The sequence below is a fragment of the [Flexibacter] sp. ATCC 35208 genome (genome assembly GCF_001975825.1).
Taxonomy (GTDB): domain Bacteria; phylum Bacteroidota; class Bacteroidia; order Chitinophagales; family Chitinophagaceae; genus Chitinophaga.
Map to the genome: position 1 here is coordinate 1 of NZ_MTKN01000053.1, position 17,281 is coordinate 17,281.

7 protein-coding genes are annotated in these 17,281 nt (G+C 45.6%); 3 read left to right on the forward strand and 4 right to left on the reverse strand.

Annotated elements, in window-relative coordinates:
• From BW716_RS26285 to BW716_RS26295, 3 genes are all read right to left on the reverse strand, one after another.
• Positions 1 to 9,944 (reverse strand): S-layer family protein (locus BW716_RS26285; RefSeq protein ID WP_143709045.1); only part of this gene is annotated, 9,944 nt, incomplete at its 3' end.
• 498 nt (positions 9,945 to 10,442) lie between these two features.
• Positions 10,443 to 10,667: a hypothetical protein gene (locus tag BW716_RS26290; RefSeq protein WP_143709046.1), complete on the reverse strand. Its 225-nt coding sequence runs from the start codon at positions 10,665 to 10,667 to the stop codon at positions 10,443 to 10,445.
• 127 nt (positions 10,668 to 10,794) lie between these two features.
• Positions 10,795 to 13,956, reverse strand: coding sequence for a DUF4450 domain-containing protein (locus BW716_RS26295; RefSeq protein WP_083727717.1), 3,162 nt, complete (start codon positions 13,954 to 13,956; stop codon positions 10,795 to 10,797).
• A 45-nt stretch (positions 13,957 to 14,001) separates the two neighbouring features.
• On the opposite strand from BW716_RS26295, the gene BW716_RS26300 reads away from it, so the two are divergent.
• Positions 14,002 to 14,625: a hypothetical protein gene (locus BW716_RS26300; protein WP_083727719.1), complete on the forward strand. Its 624-nt coding sequence runs from the start codon at positions 14,002 to 14,004 to the stop codon at positions 14,623 to 14,625.
• Positions 14,626 to 15,280: 655 nt separating this feature from the next.
• On the forward strand, positions 15,281 to 15,688 hold the full coding sequence (locus BW716_RS26305) for an SMI1/KNR4 family protein (RefSeq protein ID WP_083727721.1): 408 nt from the start codon (positions 15,281 to 15,283) through the stop codon (positions 15,686 to 15,688).
• A gap of 5 nt (positions 15,689 to 15,693) precedes the next feature.
• Here the strand turns inward: BW716_RS26305 and BW716_RS26310 are convergent, their stop codons facing one another.
• On the reverse strand, positions 15,694 to 16,353 hold the full coding sequence (locus tag BW716_RS26310; protein ID WP_083727723.1) for a hypothetical protein: 660 nt from the start codon (positions 16,351 to 16,353) through the stop codon (positions 15,694 to 15,696).
• A gap of 46 nt (positions 16,354 to 16,399) precedes the next feature.
• Here BW716_RS26310 and BW716_RS26315 point away from each other — a divergent pair, with 46 nt between their 5' ends.
• Positions 16,400 to 17,272 carry an MBL fold metallo-hydrolase gene (locus tag BW716_RS26315; RefSeq protein WP_083727725.1) on the forward strand — a complete coding sequence of 291 codons (873 nt, stop codon included), beginning with the start codon at positions 16,400 to 16,402 and terminating at the stop codon, positions 17,270 to 17,272.
• The last annotated feature ends 9 nt before the right edge of the window (positions 17,273 to 17,281 follow it).

Consider the following 17,281-nt stretch of genomic DNA (forward strand, 5'->3'; position numbering starts at 1 on the left):
GTGGTCGGACTATTGACACTCGCAATGGTTGCGGTAGATCCGGCTGGTTTAGACCATGTACCGGAAGCTGTAGATACAGATGGTGCATTGGCCGTCATGGTGAAGGTCGCTGTGTTACACTGGTGCTGGTCAGGACCGGCATCAGCATCAGCTGGTTTCACATAGTTGACCAGTTTCACGCTATCTATAGTAGAACATGTACCATTTACAACTGTCCAGTAAGCCATTACACTATCTCCCACAGGAACTGTGATCGTAGTGGTCGGGCTGTTTGGACTGGTAATCGTAGCTGTCGCTTTGGATACTGTCCACGTGCCAACACCTACGCTGGCCGCAGTGGCTGACATGGTGAAGGTATCGTTCGCACACTGCCTGATGGAATCAGGGCCTGCCTGCGCTGTAGCAGGCGCCTGGTAGTTCTTCAGGAAAACATAATCGGTGCTGGCACATACGCCATTGGTGACTGTCCATATCAAGGTAGCTGTATCGCCTGCGGCTAAGGTCACCGTAGCTGCAGGATTGTTGAACATACCTGTAGTGATAGTGGCCGTGCTGCCTGTAAATGTTGACCATGTGCCTACTGCTGTAGCCGGAGCTACGGCTGTAGCCTGCATGGTGAAGGAAGCATTATTACACTGTACGATGGAATCCGGACCCGCATCGGCAGTAGTGGGCATAGCGTAATTCACTAATACAATACTGTCTTTAGAAAAACAGGTACCATTCGTCACGGTCCAGTACAGGGTGGCTGTAGAGCCAGTCGCTACTGTGATCACAGCATTTACATTGCTGCTATCAGCAGTACCGATCGTTGCAGTACCACTCTTTATAGACCACTTACCAGTACCGATCGTTGGCGTAGTCGCCGCCATGGTAAAGGAAGGGGTCGCACACTGTTTCACACTATCAGGACCTGCATCGGCGGTTGATGGTGTGGCGTAGTTAATCAGTTTTACGTAATCGATAGAAGAACAAAGACCGTTGGTCACTGTCCATATCAGTGTTGCAGTATCACCAGCTGCCAGGGTCACCGTAGCTGCAGGATCGTTGAACATACCCGTAGTAATAGTGGCAGTGCTGCCTGTGAAGGTAGACCAGGTACCGGTACCGATGGCAGGTGTTGTCGCCTGCATGGTGAAGGTGCTGTTCGCACACTGCATAATAGAATCCGGACCAGCATTCGCTGTTACCGGTTGCATATAATTGATCAGTGTTACTGAAGCAGAATCAGCGCAGACACCGTTGGTTATGACCCAACTTAATAAGGCTGTCTGACCAGCAGGAACTATAACAGTTGAAGTAGCACTGGTCGGTGTGGTCACCGTTGCTGTTCCACTGCGTACATACCAGTAACCGGTTGCGCCGGTCATTGGTGTAGAACTAGCAAGCGTAAACAGACTGTCAGAACAATGAGACTGGGCAGAACCTGCTGACGTAGCGGTTGGCTGTTCGTAATTGATCAGCACAATGTTGTCTGAAGTGGTACAACCCAGGTTGGTGATGGTCCAGCTCAGTACCACTGTAGAACCCGCAGTTACCGTGAAGGTAGTGTTCGGATCATTCAGCTGTGCAGCTGAGATAGTATAAGAAGCAGGAGATACAACACTCCAGTAACCGGTTGCTCCAGCTACGGAAGGCGTATTCGCTGTCATGGTAAAGGCATCGTAGTTACAATGTTTGAGGGTGTCTACACCCGCATCTGCATTAGCAGGAGGATTATTGTTTACAATCCATACCGTGTCCACATCCGCACATACACCGTTTGTAATCGTCCAGTACAACATGCTGCTGTCACCAACAGGAATGGTCACAGTCGTGGTCGGACTATTGACACTTGCAATGGTTGCGGTAGATCCGGCTGGCTTAGACCATGTACCGGAAGCTGTAGATACAGATGGTGCATTGGCCGCCATGGTGAAGGTCGCTGTGTTACACTGGTGCTGGTCAGGACCTGCTTCAACATCAGTTGGTTTCACATAGTTCACCAGTTTTATGCTATCCCTGGTAGAACATGTACCATTCACGATTGTCCAGTAAGCCATTACGCTGTCGCCTACAGGAACTGTGATCGTAGTGGTCGTGCTGTTTGGACTGGTGATCGTAGCAGTCGCTTTGGATACAGTCCAGGTGCCTACACCTACACTAGTCGCAGTGGCTGACATGATGAAGGTTGTGTTCGCACACTGCTTGATAGAATCAAGACCTGCCTGCGCTGTTGAAGGCGCCTGGTAGTTCTTCAGGAAAACATAATCAGTGCTGGAACAAACACCATTTGTTACAGTCCATATCAAGGTAGCTGTATCGCCTGCTGCTAAGGTCACCGTAGCTGCAGCATTGTTGAACATGCCTGTAGTGATAGTGGCCTTGCTGCCTGTAAATGTAGACCATGTACCTACTGCTGTAGCCGGAGCTGCGGCTGTAGCCTGCATGGTGAAGGAAGCATTATTACACTGTACGATGGAATCCGGACCTGCATTGGCAGTAGTTGGCATAGCGTAGTTCACTAATACAACACTGTCTTTAGAAGAACAGGTACCATTCGTCACGGTCCAGTACAGGGTGGCAGTAGAGCCAGTCGCTACTGTGATCACAGCATTTACTTTGCTGCTATCAGCAGTACCGATCGTTGCAGTACCACTCTTTACAGACCACTTACCGGTACCGATAGTTGGCGTAGTTGCCGCCATGGTAAAGGAAGGGGTCGCACACTGTTTCACACTATCAGGACCCGCATTAGCAGTAGATGGTGTAGCGTAATTAATCAGTTTTACGTAGTCGGTAGAAGAACAAAGACCGTTAGTCACTGTCCATATCAGTGTAGCTGTATCACCAGCTGCCAGGGTCACCGTAGCTGCAGGATTGTTGAACATACCTGTAGTGATGGTGGCTTTGCTGCCTGTGAAGGTGGACCAGGTACCGGTACCGATGGCAGGTGTTGTCGCCTGCATCGTGAATGTGCTGTTCGCACACTGCATAATAGAATCCGGACCAGCATTCGCTGCTACCGGTTGCTTATAGTTTGTAATTGTTACTGAAGCAGAGTCAGCGCAGACACCGTTGGTGATTACCCAACGTAATAAGGCTGTCTGACCAGCAGGTACAATCACAGTTGAAGTAGCGCTGGTTGGTGTAGTCACCGTTGCTGTACCACTGCGTACGTACCAGTAACCGGTTGCACCGGTCATTGGTGTAGAACCAGCAAGCGTAAACAGGCTGTCAGAACAATGTTGCTGTGCAGTACCTGCTGACGTAGCGGTTGGCTGTACATAATTGATCAGCACAATATTGTCTGAAGAAGTACAACCGATATTAGTAATAGTCCATTTCAGTACTACAGTCTGACCGGCAGTTACGCTGAAGGTAGCAGTCGGGTTGTTCAGCTGTGCAGCAGAAATAGTATAAGTAGATGGAGAAACAACAGTCCAGGTACCCCATGCACCAGATACTGAAGGTGAGTTCGCGGACATTGTAAAAGTAGCGTTGTTACACTGCTTGATCGTGTCCGGACCTGCATTCGCTGCGGTTGGTGACAGGTTATTGACGATCCATACTGAGTCCGTAGTGGTACATGCACCATTCGTGATAGTCCAGTACAACTTGGTGCTATCCCCTGTTGGAAGGGTTACAGTAGTGGTTGGACTTGTTGGATTTGCGATCGTTGCTGTAGAACCGGTTGGTTTGGTCCACATACCTGAAGCCGTAGATACAGATGGTGCATTACCCGCCATGGTGAAGGTAGTGGTCGCACACTGGTGCTGATCAGGACCTGCTTCTGCATCAGTTGGTTTCACATAGTTCACCAGTTTTATGCTATCCCTGGTAGAACATGTACCATTCACGATTGTCCAGTAAGCCATAACGCTGTCGCCTACAGGAACGGTGATCGTAGTAGTCGTGCTGTTTGGACTGGTGATCGTAGCAGTCGCTTTGGATACAGTCCAGGTGCCAACACCTACGCTAGCCGCAGTGGCTGACATGGTGAAGGTAGTGTTCGCACACTGCTTGATAGAATCAAGACCTGCCTGCGCTGTTGAAGGCGCCTGGTAGTTCTTCAGGTAAACATAATCAGTGCTGGAACAAACACCATTTGTTACAGTCCATATCAAGGTAGCTGTATCGCCTGCTGCCAGGGTCACCGTAGCTGCAGCATTGTTGAACATCCCTGTAGTGATGGTGGCCTTGCTGCCTGTAAATGTAGACCATGTACCTACTGCTGTAGCCGGGGCTGCTGCTGTAGCCTGCATGGTGAACGAAGCGTTATTACACTGTACGATGGAATCCGGACCTGCATTGGCAGTAGTTGGCATAGCGTAGTTCACTAATACAACACTGTCTTTAGAAGAACAGGTACCATTCGTCACGGTCCAGTACAGGGTGGCAGTAGAGCCAGTCGCTACTGTGATCACAGCATTTACTTTGCTGCTATCGGCAGTACCGATCGTTGCAGTACCACTCTTTACAGACCACTTACCGGTACCGATCGTTGGCGTAGTCGCCGCCATGGTAAAGGAAGGGGTCGCACACTGTTTCACACTATCAGGACCTGCATTGGCAGTAGTCGGTGTAGCGTAGTTAATCAGTTTTACATAATCAGTAGAAGAACAGGTACCGTTGGTCACTGTCCATATCAGTGTAGCTGTATCACCAGCTGCCAGGGTCACCGTAGCTGCAGGATTGTTGAACATACCTGTAGTGATGGTGGCTTTGCTGCCTGTGAAGGTGGACCAGGTACCGGTACCGATGGCAGGTGTTGTCGCCTGCATCGTGAATGTGCTGTTCGCACACTGCATAAGTGAATCAGGACCGGCGTTCGCTGCTACCGGTTGCTTATAGTTTGTAATTGTTACTGATGCAGAGTCAGCGCAGACACCGTTGGTGATTACCCAACGTAATAAGGCTGTCTGACCAGCAGGTACAATAACAGTTGAAGTAGCACTGGTTGGTGTAGTCACCGTTGCTGTACCACTGCGTACGTACCAGTAACCGGTTGCTCCAGTCATTGGTGTAGAACCAGCAAGCGTAAACAGACTGTCAGAACAATGAGTCTGTGCAGTACCTGCTGACGTAGCGGTTGGCTGTACATAATTGATCAGCACAATATTGTCTGAAGAAGTACAACCAATATTAGTAATAGTCCATTTCAGTACTACAGTCTGACCGGCAGTTACGCTGAAGGTAGCAGTCGGATTGTTCAGCTGTGCAGCAGAAATAGTATAAGTAGATGGAGAAACAACAGTCCAGGTACCCCATGCACCAGATACAGAAGGTGTGTTCGCGGACATTGTAAAAGTAGCGTTGTTACACTGCTTGATCGTGTCCGGACCTGCATTCGCTGCGGTTGGTGACAGGTTATTGACGATCCATACTGAGTCCGTAGTGGTACATGCACCATTCGTGATGGTCCAGTACAACTTGGTGCTATCTCCTGTTGGCAGGGTTACAGTAGTGGTTGGACTTGTTGGATTTGCAATCGTTGCTGTAGAACCGGTTGGTTTGGTCCACATACCTGAAGCGGTAGACACAGATGGTGCATTGCCCGCCATGGTGAAGGTAGTAGTCGCACACTGGTGTTGATCAGGACCTGCTTCTGCATCAGTTGGTTTCACATAGTTCACCAGTTTTATGCTATCCCTGGTAGAACATGTACCATTCACGATTGTCCAGTAAGCCATAACGCTATCGCCCACAGGAACTGTGATTGTAGTAGTCGTGCTGTTTGGACTGGTGATCGTAGCAGTCGCTTTGGATACAGTCCAGGTGCCAACACCTACGCTAGCCGCAGTGGCTGACATGGTGAAGGTAGTGTTCGCACACTGCTTGATAGAATCAAGACCTGCCTGCGCTGTAGATGGCGCCTGGTAGTTCTTCAGTAAAACATAATCAGTGCTGGAACAAACACCATTTGTTACAGTCCATATCAAGGTAGCTGTATCGCCTGCTGCCAGGGTCACCGTAGCTGCAGCATTGTTGAACATGCCTGTAGTGATGGTAGCCTTGCTGCCGGTAAATGTAGACCATGTACCTACTGCTGTAGCCGGAGCAGCAGCTGTAGCCAGCATGGTGAACGAAGCGTTATTACATTGTACAATTGAATCCGGACCTGCATTGGCAGTAGTTGGCATAGCGTAGTTCACTAATACAATACTGTCTTTAGAAGAACAGGTACCATTCGTCACTGTCCAGTACAGGGTGGCAGTAGAGCCAGTCGCTACTGTGATCACAGCATTTACTTTGCTGCTATCAGCAGTACCGATAGTAGCAGTACCACTCTTTATAGACCACTTACCGGTACCGATAGTTGGCGTAGTTGCCGCCATGGTAAAGGAAGGGGTCGCACATTGTTTCACACTATCCGGACCTGCATTCGCAGTAGATGGTGTAGCGTAGTTAATCAGTTTTACGTAGTCGGTAGAGGAACAGGTACCGTTGGTCACTGTCCATTTTAAAGTAGCAGTATCACCAGCTGCCAGGGTCACCGTAGCTGCAGGATTGTTGAACATACCTGTAGTGATGGTGGCTTTGCTACCTGTGAAGGTGGACCAGGTACCGGTTGCGGTAGATGGAGAAGCAGCAGTTGCCTGCATGGTGAATGTGCTGTTCGCACACTGCATAATAGAATCCGGACCAGCATTCGCTGTTACCGGTTGCATATAGTTAGTCAGTAATACAGTAGAAGAAGTCGTACAAGCGCCGTTGGTAATTGTCCAGGTCAGGGTTGCAGTCTTACCTGCAGGTACGAATACTGTAGTAGTAGGACTGGAAGTATTTGTGATAGTTGCTGTACCAGTGTAAGTCCATGCACCTGCACCTACCGAAGCGGAGTTAGCCGCCATGGTGAACAGGGAGTCATTACAATGTGTCTGTGCAGGACCTGCATTGGAAGTAGTCGGTGCTGTATAAACAGTGACAGTACCGCTTGCACAGGCAGTAGTACCACACTTACCGTTGCTTTCTACCCTTACATAATATGTAGTCGTTGCAGAAACGCTCACAGTGATAGAAGAACCAGTACCGATTGAAGTACCGGAACCACAACCACCTGCATACCACACATATTGGCCTGCGGTAGTACCATTGGCGTTAGTACCCAGGGTTCCACCTACAACTGTCAGGGTAGCAGAACCACTTGTACAGATAGAAGGTGCACTTACTGTTACGCTGGTTGGAGCAGTTGGCGGCGTTTCAACATTTACTTTGATAGTAGTTGAATTGGTACAACCACCATTATTACTTCTGAAGTTAACTGTAAATGTATATACACCTGCAGCAACACCAGTAGGAATAGGTACAGTGATCGGCCATGAAGTTATTTGAGTTTCAGGCACTGCAGAGAAGCCGGACATAGTACCAGTTACACTGTAGTAAGTTGGCGTACCGCTGGTAGCTGTGGTATCCATCGTGAAATAACCCTGCGTGTTACAAACGGTATCAGGCTTCAGGGTCATGGTTGGCAGCGCAGTATAGTGCAGCACTACCTGATCTGAGTTGGTACCACAACCACTTGCATTGTTGATGGTCCATGCCAGCGTTACATCCTGATAGCTACCGTTGGTAATTCTCACAGTAGTATTATAGGCGTGTATATCATCGATGGTTACACCAGTAGAGGATCCTACTATTGACCATGTACCGGTTTCTGCGAAGTCACCTGTCAAGGTGAGATCCGGTTCGTTCGCCTGCATGGTAAATACATTATTAGTACCACACAACGTTGTATCCGGACCTGCATAAGCAGTGGTAGCGCCAGTGATCAGTGTCAGGGTATCATAAGCATAGCCCACACAATCAGAGTTGCCGGTTGCTGTCACAGTCCACTGCAGGTAAACGGTAATACCCGGATTATTCAGGGTAACTGTAGCAGCAGGGTTGTTCTTATTTAAAGTAACGTAGTCGGAGAAGTTGATGGTAGAGCTGGTGTCACCAGAAATACCAGGACCAGAGATACCAGTGATCGTCCACACGCCTTTGGTACCAGTAATGGTACTACGGGTCATAGTGAAGGTACCTGAGGCATTGCTTCCATCTTCCACACACTTGGTCACATGTGTACCAGCAGGTGGTGAAGGCACAGCCGTAAGGTGAATGATAAATGGCGCCGACGTGACGGTACAGGTTCCATTCGTGACAACGACTATAAAGGAGCTGTCGGCAAGGGTCTCTGTATTATATATCATACCCGTCTGATCATTATAATCAGAGAGCAATGTACCTGTAGCCACGCTTGAGCCTTTGTACCAACGGATGCTCTTGGTAGCATCACCATTTGGTGCCAGAGCATCAGCAATACTCAGGGTAACCCTGCTACCCACACACAATGAAGTATCAGAAGCGGCCACCTCCACGATAGGTTTGTCATCCTTCTTAATAGTAGCACTATTTGAGTCAATACAGGTCTTACCACCATCTACACCATAAGTTATATAACCATATACGGTAATAGTAGTATCACTTACAACTGTGATCTGTCGGTCTGGACCAACGTAACTGGTATCATTCCATTTAAAGTAATCATAACCACCGGAGGCTTGTAGGTCAACCGTGCCTCCCTCACAGACCTGCGTTTTGGTCAGGTATAGTATTGGCATCGGTAGTATCGTGATCTTGACCGATGATGACGGGGCCGCACAGGTTTGTGAGGAGCTTCCGCTTTCATATATCCTGACACGGAACAGGTAATCGGCAGCTACGTCTTTCGTACCTTTCAGTTCTCCTTCCGTGATTACCAGGGTGTCATTGTTAGCAGTACCAAAAGGAACATCGAACCAGGTCACACCACCATCATCAGACATTTCCCATTGGTACTCTGCATTTGTAAAGTAATTGGTTGGCGTATAAGAAGAAACGAGCGTAGTAGCAACGCCCTCACACAATACCTCTTTCAGGCTGCTGGCAGCGCCAAGGATAGAAGCGGTGATAATCGGACTACAATAAGAGAATTGAATATCATCCAACGCAATATCGTTACCACAACCACCGGGGAAGTTGTTGATAATTCGTACAATTACGTTCGTAACGCCGGTAGGTACGGTGAAAGATCCACCGAACCGTTGCCATGTAGCTTTTGAGAAGTTGGGCGAAACCGCGTACGTTCGGAAGCTCGCCAATATCTGACTGGTATTGGCCGCATTCACAATCTGGAAAGTCACCCCTGCATAAATAAAACCAGACGAACAGGTGTTCGTCATCACATAGGAGCTATCCGCATTTATAAACCAGGCACTAAAGTTATATACCGAACCACGACACAGACCATCTACTTCTTTTTGGAAAAATACCGTTGGCGTAGTACTGGAGTTCGCAACCAGCATACCACCACGGGTAGAACCTGTATGATCACTGGTAGTAATCCAGTCACCTTTCAGGTGCGTTGTATTTGAGATCGCATAATAATTATCAGCCGGATCACCAGAAGCCGAGTAAGTATACCCTACCGCAGAAGCCGGGGAATATGCTTTACGGGTCGCGGTGGTGGGCAAGGTGCCAAAGTCTTCAGTGAAACCTGGCATCTCCGCATCCCCCCCGCTACAAGTGGTAATCGTACAGTCTACCACGACAATACTCTTAGTAGTGGTAACTGTCTTGGTGGTACTACCAGACTTATAACTCGTTGACAGCGTAAAAGTATATTTACCTGTAGCCAAAAATTGCAACGTCAGCAAATTCGTAAGAGTTAGCTGAGTTGCTTTGACAGAGGAAGCATTCTCTGAATACAGGATATTATAATCAGCCGCAGAATTATTGGGCGTGGTAATGGTCCAGGTTACCTTTGTTTGTTGGCCACTCGCCAGCTGGGCGTTCATACTGGTAAACTTGATCTGGTCCGCAGTACTACTATTCGTAGACATACAGACCGTATCCGGCATGTTAACATACCAGGTTTGAGACCGCGCTATACCAGTAAAAAGCAACAAACAGCCGCATAATAGGATTAGAATCTTTTTCATCTTCGTACTTTTTGAAAAAAAACTATCAGATAACTTCAGTTTCAGGCTGTTGTAACCCAATGAGCGTTTTCATAATTTTGAGGGCGAAAGTCCATCCTATTAGTTCTGCAGATGGCAAGCCGGTGTTTGTAAATGTGTTTCATAGGCCAAAATGATAATTATATACGAACGAGCAAATATAAAATAAGTTTGATATATTTTACTATTTTATAATTGATAAACTATACTAAAAGCTGACAATCAGTCAGATACAAGTTTTTAACAAATTGATAACAAAAAATAGGATAAACACAAAAAGCCTTACAAGTCAATGACTTATAAGGCTTTTTTAGTATGTAATAATTTTTATAATATAACTTTCAGGAGGTAAGCGAAGTGTTATTTTAGTATTTAAAATGGGTTTATTGTGGTAGTATATTATCTATTTTTATCAGTATAGGCAATCGTGATATGGGATCTTCCAGTGGTGGGTTTCAATCCATTCAATTCCAGATTGCGTTAGCACCACTGTTCCCTGCTCTGTTGATTGAGCTGGGAACAATATTGTGCAGGAATCTTGTTCCACTGCACATCAGATGCATTGGAACAATAAAGGCCGGCATCTGCTTTTACAATTTCAGGTACACTGGCTGACCGGTTGGAATCTGCATTGATAGTTAGGATAACGAACTTATCGTCAGCTATATATGCAAAGCTAGGAAAGGTGCCTTTTATTGCTATCATTGAATCTGAATTCTTTTCTTTTGTCGCTGAATGACAGGCAGTTGAATATATGCTGATTAACAGGGACAAGGAAACAATTATCGAATGCTTCATAGGTTTATGGAATAAATTGCGGCGCTAAATTAGTTTATTTATTAATACGTTGCAAGGTGATGGCTATCAAGCCGACCACCACATCGTTGGAAAGGGTCTCTAAGGTGAGGGTTTTCAATTCCTTATGTGCGTCCAATAAAATATCCAGGAGCATACCGGCTCCTCCTTCGATTTCCCGGCCATAAACACCTTTGATTTGGAGATAGCTGCCAAGGTCCTGAGATACATATCCTGTTTTAAAATGCAGGCGCCAGGGTTTGGGTTGATGCATTTTAAAGGCAAGGGTATCAGTGAAATAATCCTGTTCTATAGGGCACCAGGTTTCGGGGTTAATCAGGTCCTGTATCTGTTTTGTGCCATCTGTGTAAGTAATGGTTACCCGGCCATTTGCAATACGGCTTTGCATTGAATTTGTGCTACCGGCAAGTAACAGGTAAGCACGTTCTGCATGGCCATTCAATATTATCTGAATGCTGTCAGGGTAATTGTCCCATAAAGAGGTAAATGCGATGTCTTTGGGGGATTCGTTACCCGATACTTTTGCAGTATCGTTTCCAGATTCGTTACCTGATGCTTTTTGGGATGCTTTGCCTGATGTGCGGAAAGGCACACCAATATTGGTATTTAATACCGTGTCTTTTCTTAATACGGCATCGTCAATATTAGCTGTGATCTTAGGATGCGTCCACTCTCCTATTCCATGCAGGGGAATTTCAAGTGTGGTAAAAGGAGAGCGTGGTGAACGATATTCATTTTTGAAGATGTCAGTAACGGAGGCATTCCATTGTGTATCTATGTTGAGTGGCTCGCACAATTCAGGGATGACGTGAGAGAATGCAGTATAAGTTTCATGCATTGCTGGTGCGGGTTGTACAGATTGTACAAGTTCTACTGGTTGTACCGGTACTGCTGCCAGCCACGTCATATCTCCCTGTGTGACGGTTTTGAAAGTCGTCTGTTCGCCGGTTATCGACGGTATGACTATATCACTACCCTCCCATTCAATAACGATATCGGCACTGTAGGCTTGCGTAGTAACAGCTATCAGCGGATAACCGGCTACAGCCTGAGATAGCCGCCATTTGGCCGGTCTGCCATTTACCAGTATGCTTTTTATACGATCCTTTTTTGCGGGTACCTGCAATTCAAGTATTGGAAAATGCGTATCAATATGATAAGTATCATAAGTTCCCTCCTGCTTGTACTGAAAGGTTACATCCGGTGTTTTTAAGGAAGCAAATGGCCATGCTTCAGGAAATCCCGGCCTGATGATAACACGGTTATTCAACGCATCCGGCCGAATGCCAAATACCCCCTGTATCAGCAAGCGGGAGGCGATCCCAATAGCATCTCCGAAATCCCGGTAACATTCGCCCCTGGCAGCATCGTAAAATGAAATCTGGCCAAAGTTACCCGGACTATCCCCCAAATACATTCCATCCAATACGGAGCTTTTAAATAGCCTGAAACCTTCTACATTTCTACCGGCGAGGAAGTATGCCAATGCGGTATGCATCACTTCTGCAAAGGCCACATTATTGGTACTCCATGTATAAGGCATCCAGTTGCTCGTAGAGATAGTAGCATATCCTTCATCTTTTAACCCTTTAGCTTTTACAGGGATATGCGGAATTTCTGTATCAATATATCGGGTGGCCTGAAAGGCTTGTATGGCATCAGGTACATCGCTGTCAATAGTGTGGTAAATAGTGTATACACCTGCACTTTCATGCAGGCGTTTTAGCCCCATAAAATCCTGGTATTCCGCCCAATGACCTTTATCTTTTAGCCACAAACGAGTATTGATTGCTGTAAGTATTTTACCTGCTTCAGTACGATAAGGTTGCGGGTCCTCTCCTATCTTTTCGGCGATGGCGGCTGCCAGTGTATTGGCGCGGTAATTATAAGCCGATGAATAAGTAACGGCACCTGAATTATAATACAGACCATCACTGGCCCATATGCAGGCATAGGCATCATATAAACCATCATTGTCAGGATCAAAGTTGCGTTTTTCCCAGGCCAGATGTCTGGTAATCACAGGCCAGATCTTTTTTGCATAAGCCAGATCTCCCGTCCATTGCAGGTGCCAGAGCAATTCGTCGATGTATACCAGGTTCATATCATAATGATGCATCTGATCCGGACGATTTGGATTACGGGCTATATAGCCATTGCTATACATAGGCGTTCCCCATTGTTTGACGGCACGTGCCAGATCCAGAGCGGTATCCTGCGCAGGGTGTGGAATGGTATTAGGTACAGTGGTGACCTGACTGGCAGCATAGCCATCAAAATGGATCCGGGCACGATCGTGCCAGCCTAAAAAATCACCCGCATAGGCTGCACGCCAACCGGTAAGTGGCATACGCCAACCAATAGCCCCGTGTAACCAGCTTTTGCCATCCCATATGCCATCAGCAGCCATGACCAATGCACCACCAATAGGATTGATATATGGATCCGGGGTTTCGATCTGAATACGTTCCGCCAGTTGTAGTCTATCTTTTTCAGTCGCTTCGTAAATAGCAGTGACATTGGTAGCTGATAATTGCAGGCCATTCAAAAGGATATAACCACTGGTTTTCAACTGACAGGTACTGGTATATACCGGGTTGTCAGCAGGTTCAAATACACCGGGAGGATCTGCCCCCATATCACCGGAACGGGACAACTTTTGTGCGCGTATTTTCGTGATGCCTGCCGAAATCTCACTCCCTGCAGGCATATTATTGTAATCAATTTTCCAGATAGCACCTTCTTTATCATACAAAGCTAATACTGAGATACGCAGTTCCCCTTTCCCCCATGATTTATCTTTCAGGAAGTAAGTTCTTTTGCCGGCATTGTAACGGGCTTCGCAAAAAGAAGTGGAATCGAGCCATTTGGAGGGCTTGCCGGGTATATCTATCCAAAAACCGATATGCTGGCTGTTCTTTTCAATATATGCTGCAAATACGGGGCGATCACTGGTTTCCAGTCTGAAGGCCGTCGGACCTCCGTACAAAGCCCGGGTATACCTGTTTTTCCCGTTCATACAGACAAAATCGTGGCCTTCCGGATGGTATTGCAGGGTCCTGGGGGTGCCTCTTTTATCCTCGTTATAGGAAGTCTGTTCAATAAAATCACCTGATTTCTGGGCCACTCCTGTATACATATGGAATAACAGGAGCAAACAAATGGTGTAATTCTTCATAACAATACAATATAAAATAAATATTTTTATCATCCATAAATCACTATGATGAAAAGATATTTATTGATTGCCATGTTAGCAGTACTGGCCTGTAATCAAACCACACAGCAGGCTGCCACCGGCACAGATTCTATTCCAGCACCACCTATTGCCGCTGATTCGACGAATGTTGATGAAGCAGAAGATTATCCGCATGAAACCACTACAGATAGTTCTAAGATTTCAGGTGACTTTAATGGTGATGGAAAAACAGAAGACGTCTGGGCTATCATAACAAAGGCCGGTCATGGTAATCCGGTGGAGAATGGGGTTGCTGATGAATTAGGGTTACAATTTTCCGATCCTGCATTGCCTCCTGTCAAAATCGGTTGTTGCGAAGTAAGACTGTTCAACGAGGGCGACCTGGATCATGACGGGGCTGAGGAACTCACGGTATATCAGGCACCGGAGAATGGAAATGTGTACCAGATGTATACCTATACTTTTAAAAACAATGCCTGGGTCTTGCTTTATGATCCATTTTTGATTCCTACGGGAGGTGATTATTTATCAGATAAGGAATTGCAGGACAGGGTGGTCATGGAGAATGATACCATTTTCTATTATGATGTGGATCTCAACTCTGAAAAACAGGAACTGGTGAAAAAACAGGTGATGTTGAATAATTAGTGAGAATTCTCCACCTATTCCTCTATAGCACATCCATAGCGCATTCAGGGAGGTAACCCGCCTATAAGCCGCCTATATCCCGCCTATAAGCCGTAGATAACCCGTATCTATATAGATGCGGGTTATCTACGGGATACCTACGGGTTATAGTCGGAGTACCTTTATGCTTAAAATGGGAATATATCATTGTTTGTGGTTGGAATATCCCAATGATTGAACCCAGGAATATATCTATGGTTTATGGCCGAAATCGCCCTATGATCTAATTGGGAATCTGCTATCTGTGTAGCCGAAATCCTCCTATCATCCAACTGAAAATCCACTATTAGTTACCACTGAAATCCCTCAATGATCCAACTGGGCATTCAGACCGTTTATCGCTCATGATAAAAATCCTAAATATCAAAACGCTTTGCTCATTTTTAGCAGGGAGGATGATTGTGGGTTGGACAGTCCCAGAGTGAGATGTTTTATAAAACGCTGAAAGTATTAGGAAGACCGATGGAGTATGTACAGCAACCGGGCGCGAGTCATAAGTTGGTAAGGAATAGTGATGGACGACAGCGGATAGATCAGTTGTTAAGGACGTATTAATTTTTTGAAAGGTATTTGAGCACACCATTGTAGGTGTGCTTTTTTTGTTATTTTAGGTGATATGAAGAATTCTATTTCGGCTGTTATTGAACGAATGATAAAAGATTGCTCCATTAAACTGGTACCTGCCAAAATGGGTGAAGTAGCGCAATTTGAGTTTATAACAGGGTTTCAGTTGCCTGATGAGATGAGAACGTTTTATAGTTTGTATAGTGAGATGGAAGAGGAAAATGAAATGTTCAGGATATTGCCATTAAAAGAGATCATTGAGAATGGACAGCTAAAAAGCGACTATATTGAATTTGCAGAATACATGATTTATTCAGACACATGGGCGGTTACGATCAATGGAGAAGATCGGAACGATTATTTTATTGAAGGTTATAAATGGCGGGAGAATTCATTTGCGGATTTTTTAGTTCGATACCTGAACGGCGGTGTTGATAAAGGATTGTATAATTTGTATTAAAATAATCACAATTCCTCATCCTCCAAAGAAATATAACTCCACTCAATATCCAACTGGTCAAGCATTTTATCAAACCGCCCCCCATCATTTGTACCAATAAACGCACCCGTACAATTTCCCTCCTTATTAAAAGACAAACTCACCATTTCTTCATAATCAAGTGTAAACACTCTTTGTGTCGAATGAGAGATCTCCTTTAATTCTACATAAGTATTTTGTACATAAGCAACCGTTTCCGGCGGCACCATTTCAAATGAATTTGCATTGAATTCCAGCCCTCCTAATACGCCATTATACACTGCCATCAATAATAAAAACCCATCTGTAGTAGCACATTCCTGGTGCCAGTCAGGATTCATTTCATCACCAGAATAATTCCCATATACAGGAGGATTGGGCAATGCGAGGTCTGATTGTTTTATTCCCCAAAATACCACCCCCTGATTCTCTTCATAAAAGATCAGGTACTCATCCTGCGAAAACCCTATCTGATCAGGCTTCAATAATCTATTATGAGAATAGTTGACAGCGTCATGCTTCCCTAATGTGAGATAATACTCTTTTAATACCAATGGCAATGGCTGCTCTATTTCAGTGGCATCAAAACCAAATCGCTCCTGCTTTTCAATACCATATAAATGCCTGATTTGCTCGAAATATGTCATAGCCGATCTTTGCTTTAATGTTGCTAATATCCTAATTTTATAACTTATGAACCTGACAATTTCCGGATATTCGACTGCATTATTTTCTACCTGGTATTTCATAGAAGAATTAGGGCTGCTCTTTGATTGTGGGGATGGGTTAATGTCTACTCTCTTACAAAAGAGCAGGAAGATTGAAAACGTGTTTATCTCACACCCCGACAGAGATCACCTCACAGGTTTGCTACAGCTCAATCAGCTCAATGCCAGAGATGGCTTTCCCATTATACATTACCCAAAGGATAGTAGTTCTTTCCCCGCACTACGTGATTTCTCCATGAAATTCGACCCCCATGTAAAGGGCACAGTATGGCACCCTATTGTGGACAGGGACCGGGTTTGGATTAAAAAAGACATCTATGTGGAAGCATTGAGAAATAACCACGTACCCGCAGCAGAAAATGTATTCAAAAGCTTTGGCTTCAAAGTCGTACAGGTAAAATACAAATTGAAGCAGGAATATATGTCGCTTCCTCCTCTTGACATCAAAAAGGCAATTGACACCTTAGGTAAAGAAGCGACACACAATATCGTAGAAACCATCCTGCTAGCTTACAGCGGAGATACCCCGGCTGAAAACTTTAGCTATTGGAACAATGCGAAAATACTGATCCACGAAGCTACTTTTTTAGGGGATGAGGTCGAAATTCAATCTCATCGCAATAAACATAGTAAACTGGAAGATGTACTCAGCAATGTCGCAGAGATTCAGATTGAAGCCCTGATTCTGGGGCATTTTTCATCACGATATTCGAATGAACAGATTGATGAAAGTATACGGGAATTATGTAAAAAGTTTAACATCCAGATACCTGTTTATAGGGTACTACCGGGTCAGACGATGTTCGATATTTTATCCATGCCTTCATTACTCGTTTAACAATCATCT

What these genes read in the sequence shown, in the direction of transcription:
- BW716_RS26290 (WP_143709046.1), bottom strand. Translation starts at nt 10,667, where the DNA reads ATGATAGCAATAAAAGGCACCTTTCCTAGCTTTGCATATATAGCTGAC.
- BW716_RS26295 (WP_083727717.1), bottom strand. Translation starts at nt 13,956, where the DNA reads ATGAAGAATTACACCATTTGTTTGCTCCTGTTATTCCATATGTATACA.
- BW716_RS26300 (WP_083727719.1), top strand. Translation starts at nt 14,002, where the DNA reads ATGATGAAAAGATATTTATTGATTGCCATGTTAGCAGTACTGGCCTGT.
- BW716_RS26305 (WP_083727721.1), top strand. Translation starts at nt 15,281, where the DNA reads ATGAAGAATTCTATTTCGGCTGTTATTGAACGAATGATAAAAGATTGC.
- BW716_RS26310 (WP_083727723.1), bottom strand. Translation starts at nt 16,353, where the DNA reads ATGACATATTTCGAGCAAATCAGGCATTTATATGGTATTGAAAAGCAG.
- BW716_RS26315 (WP_083727725.1), top strand. Translation starts at nt 16,400, where the DNA reads ATGAACCTGACAATTTCCGGATATTCGACTGCATTATTTTCTACCTGG.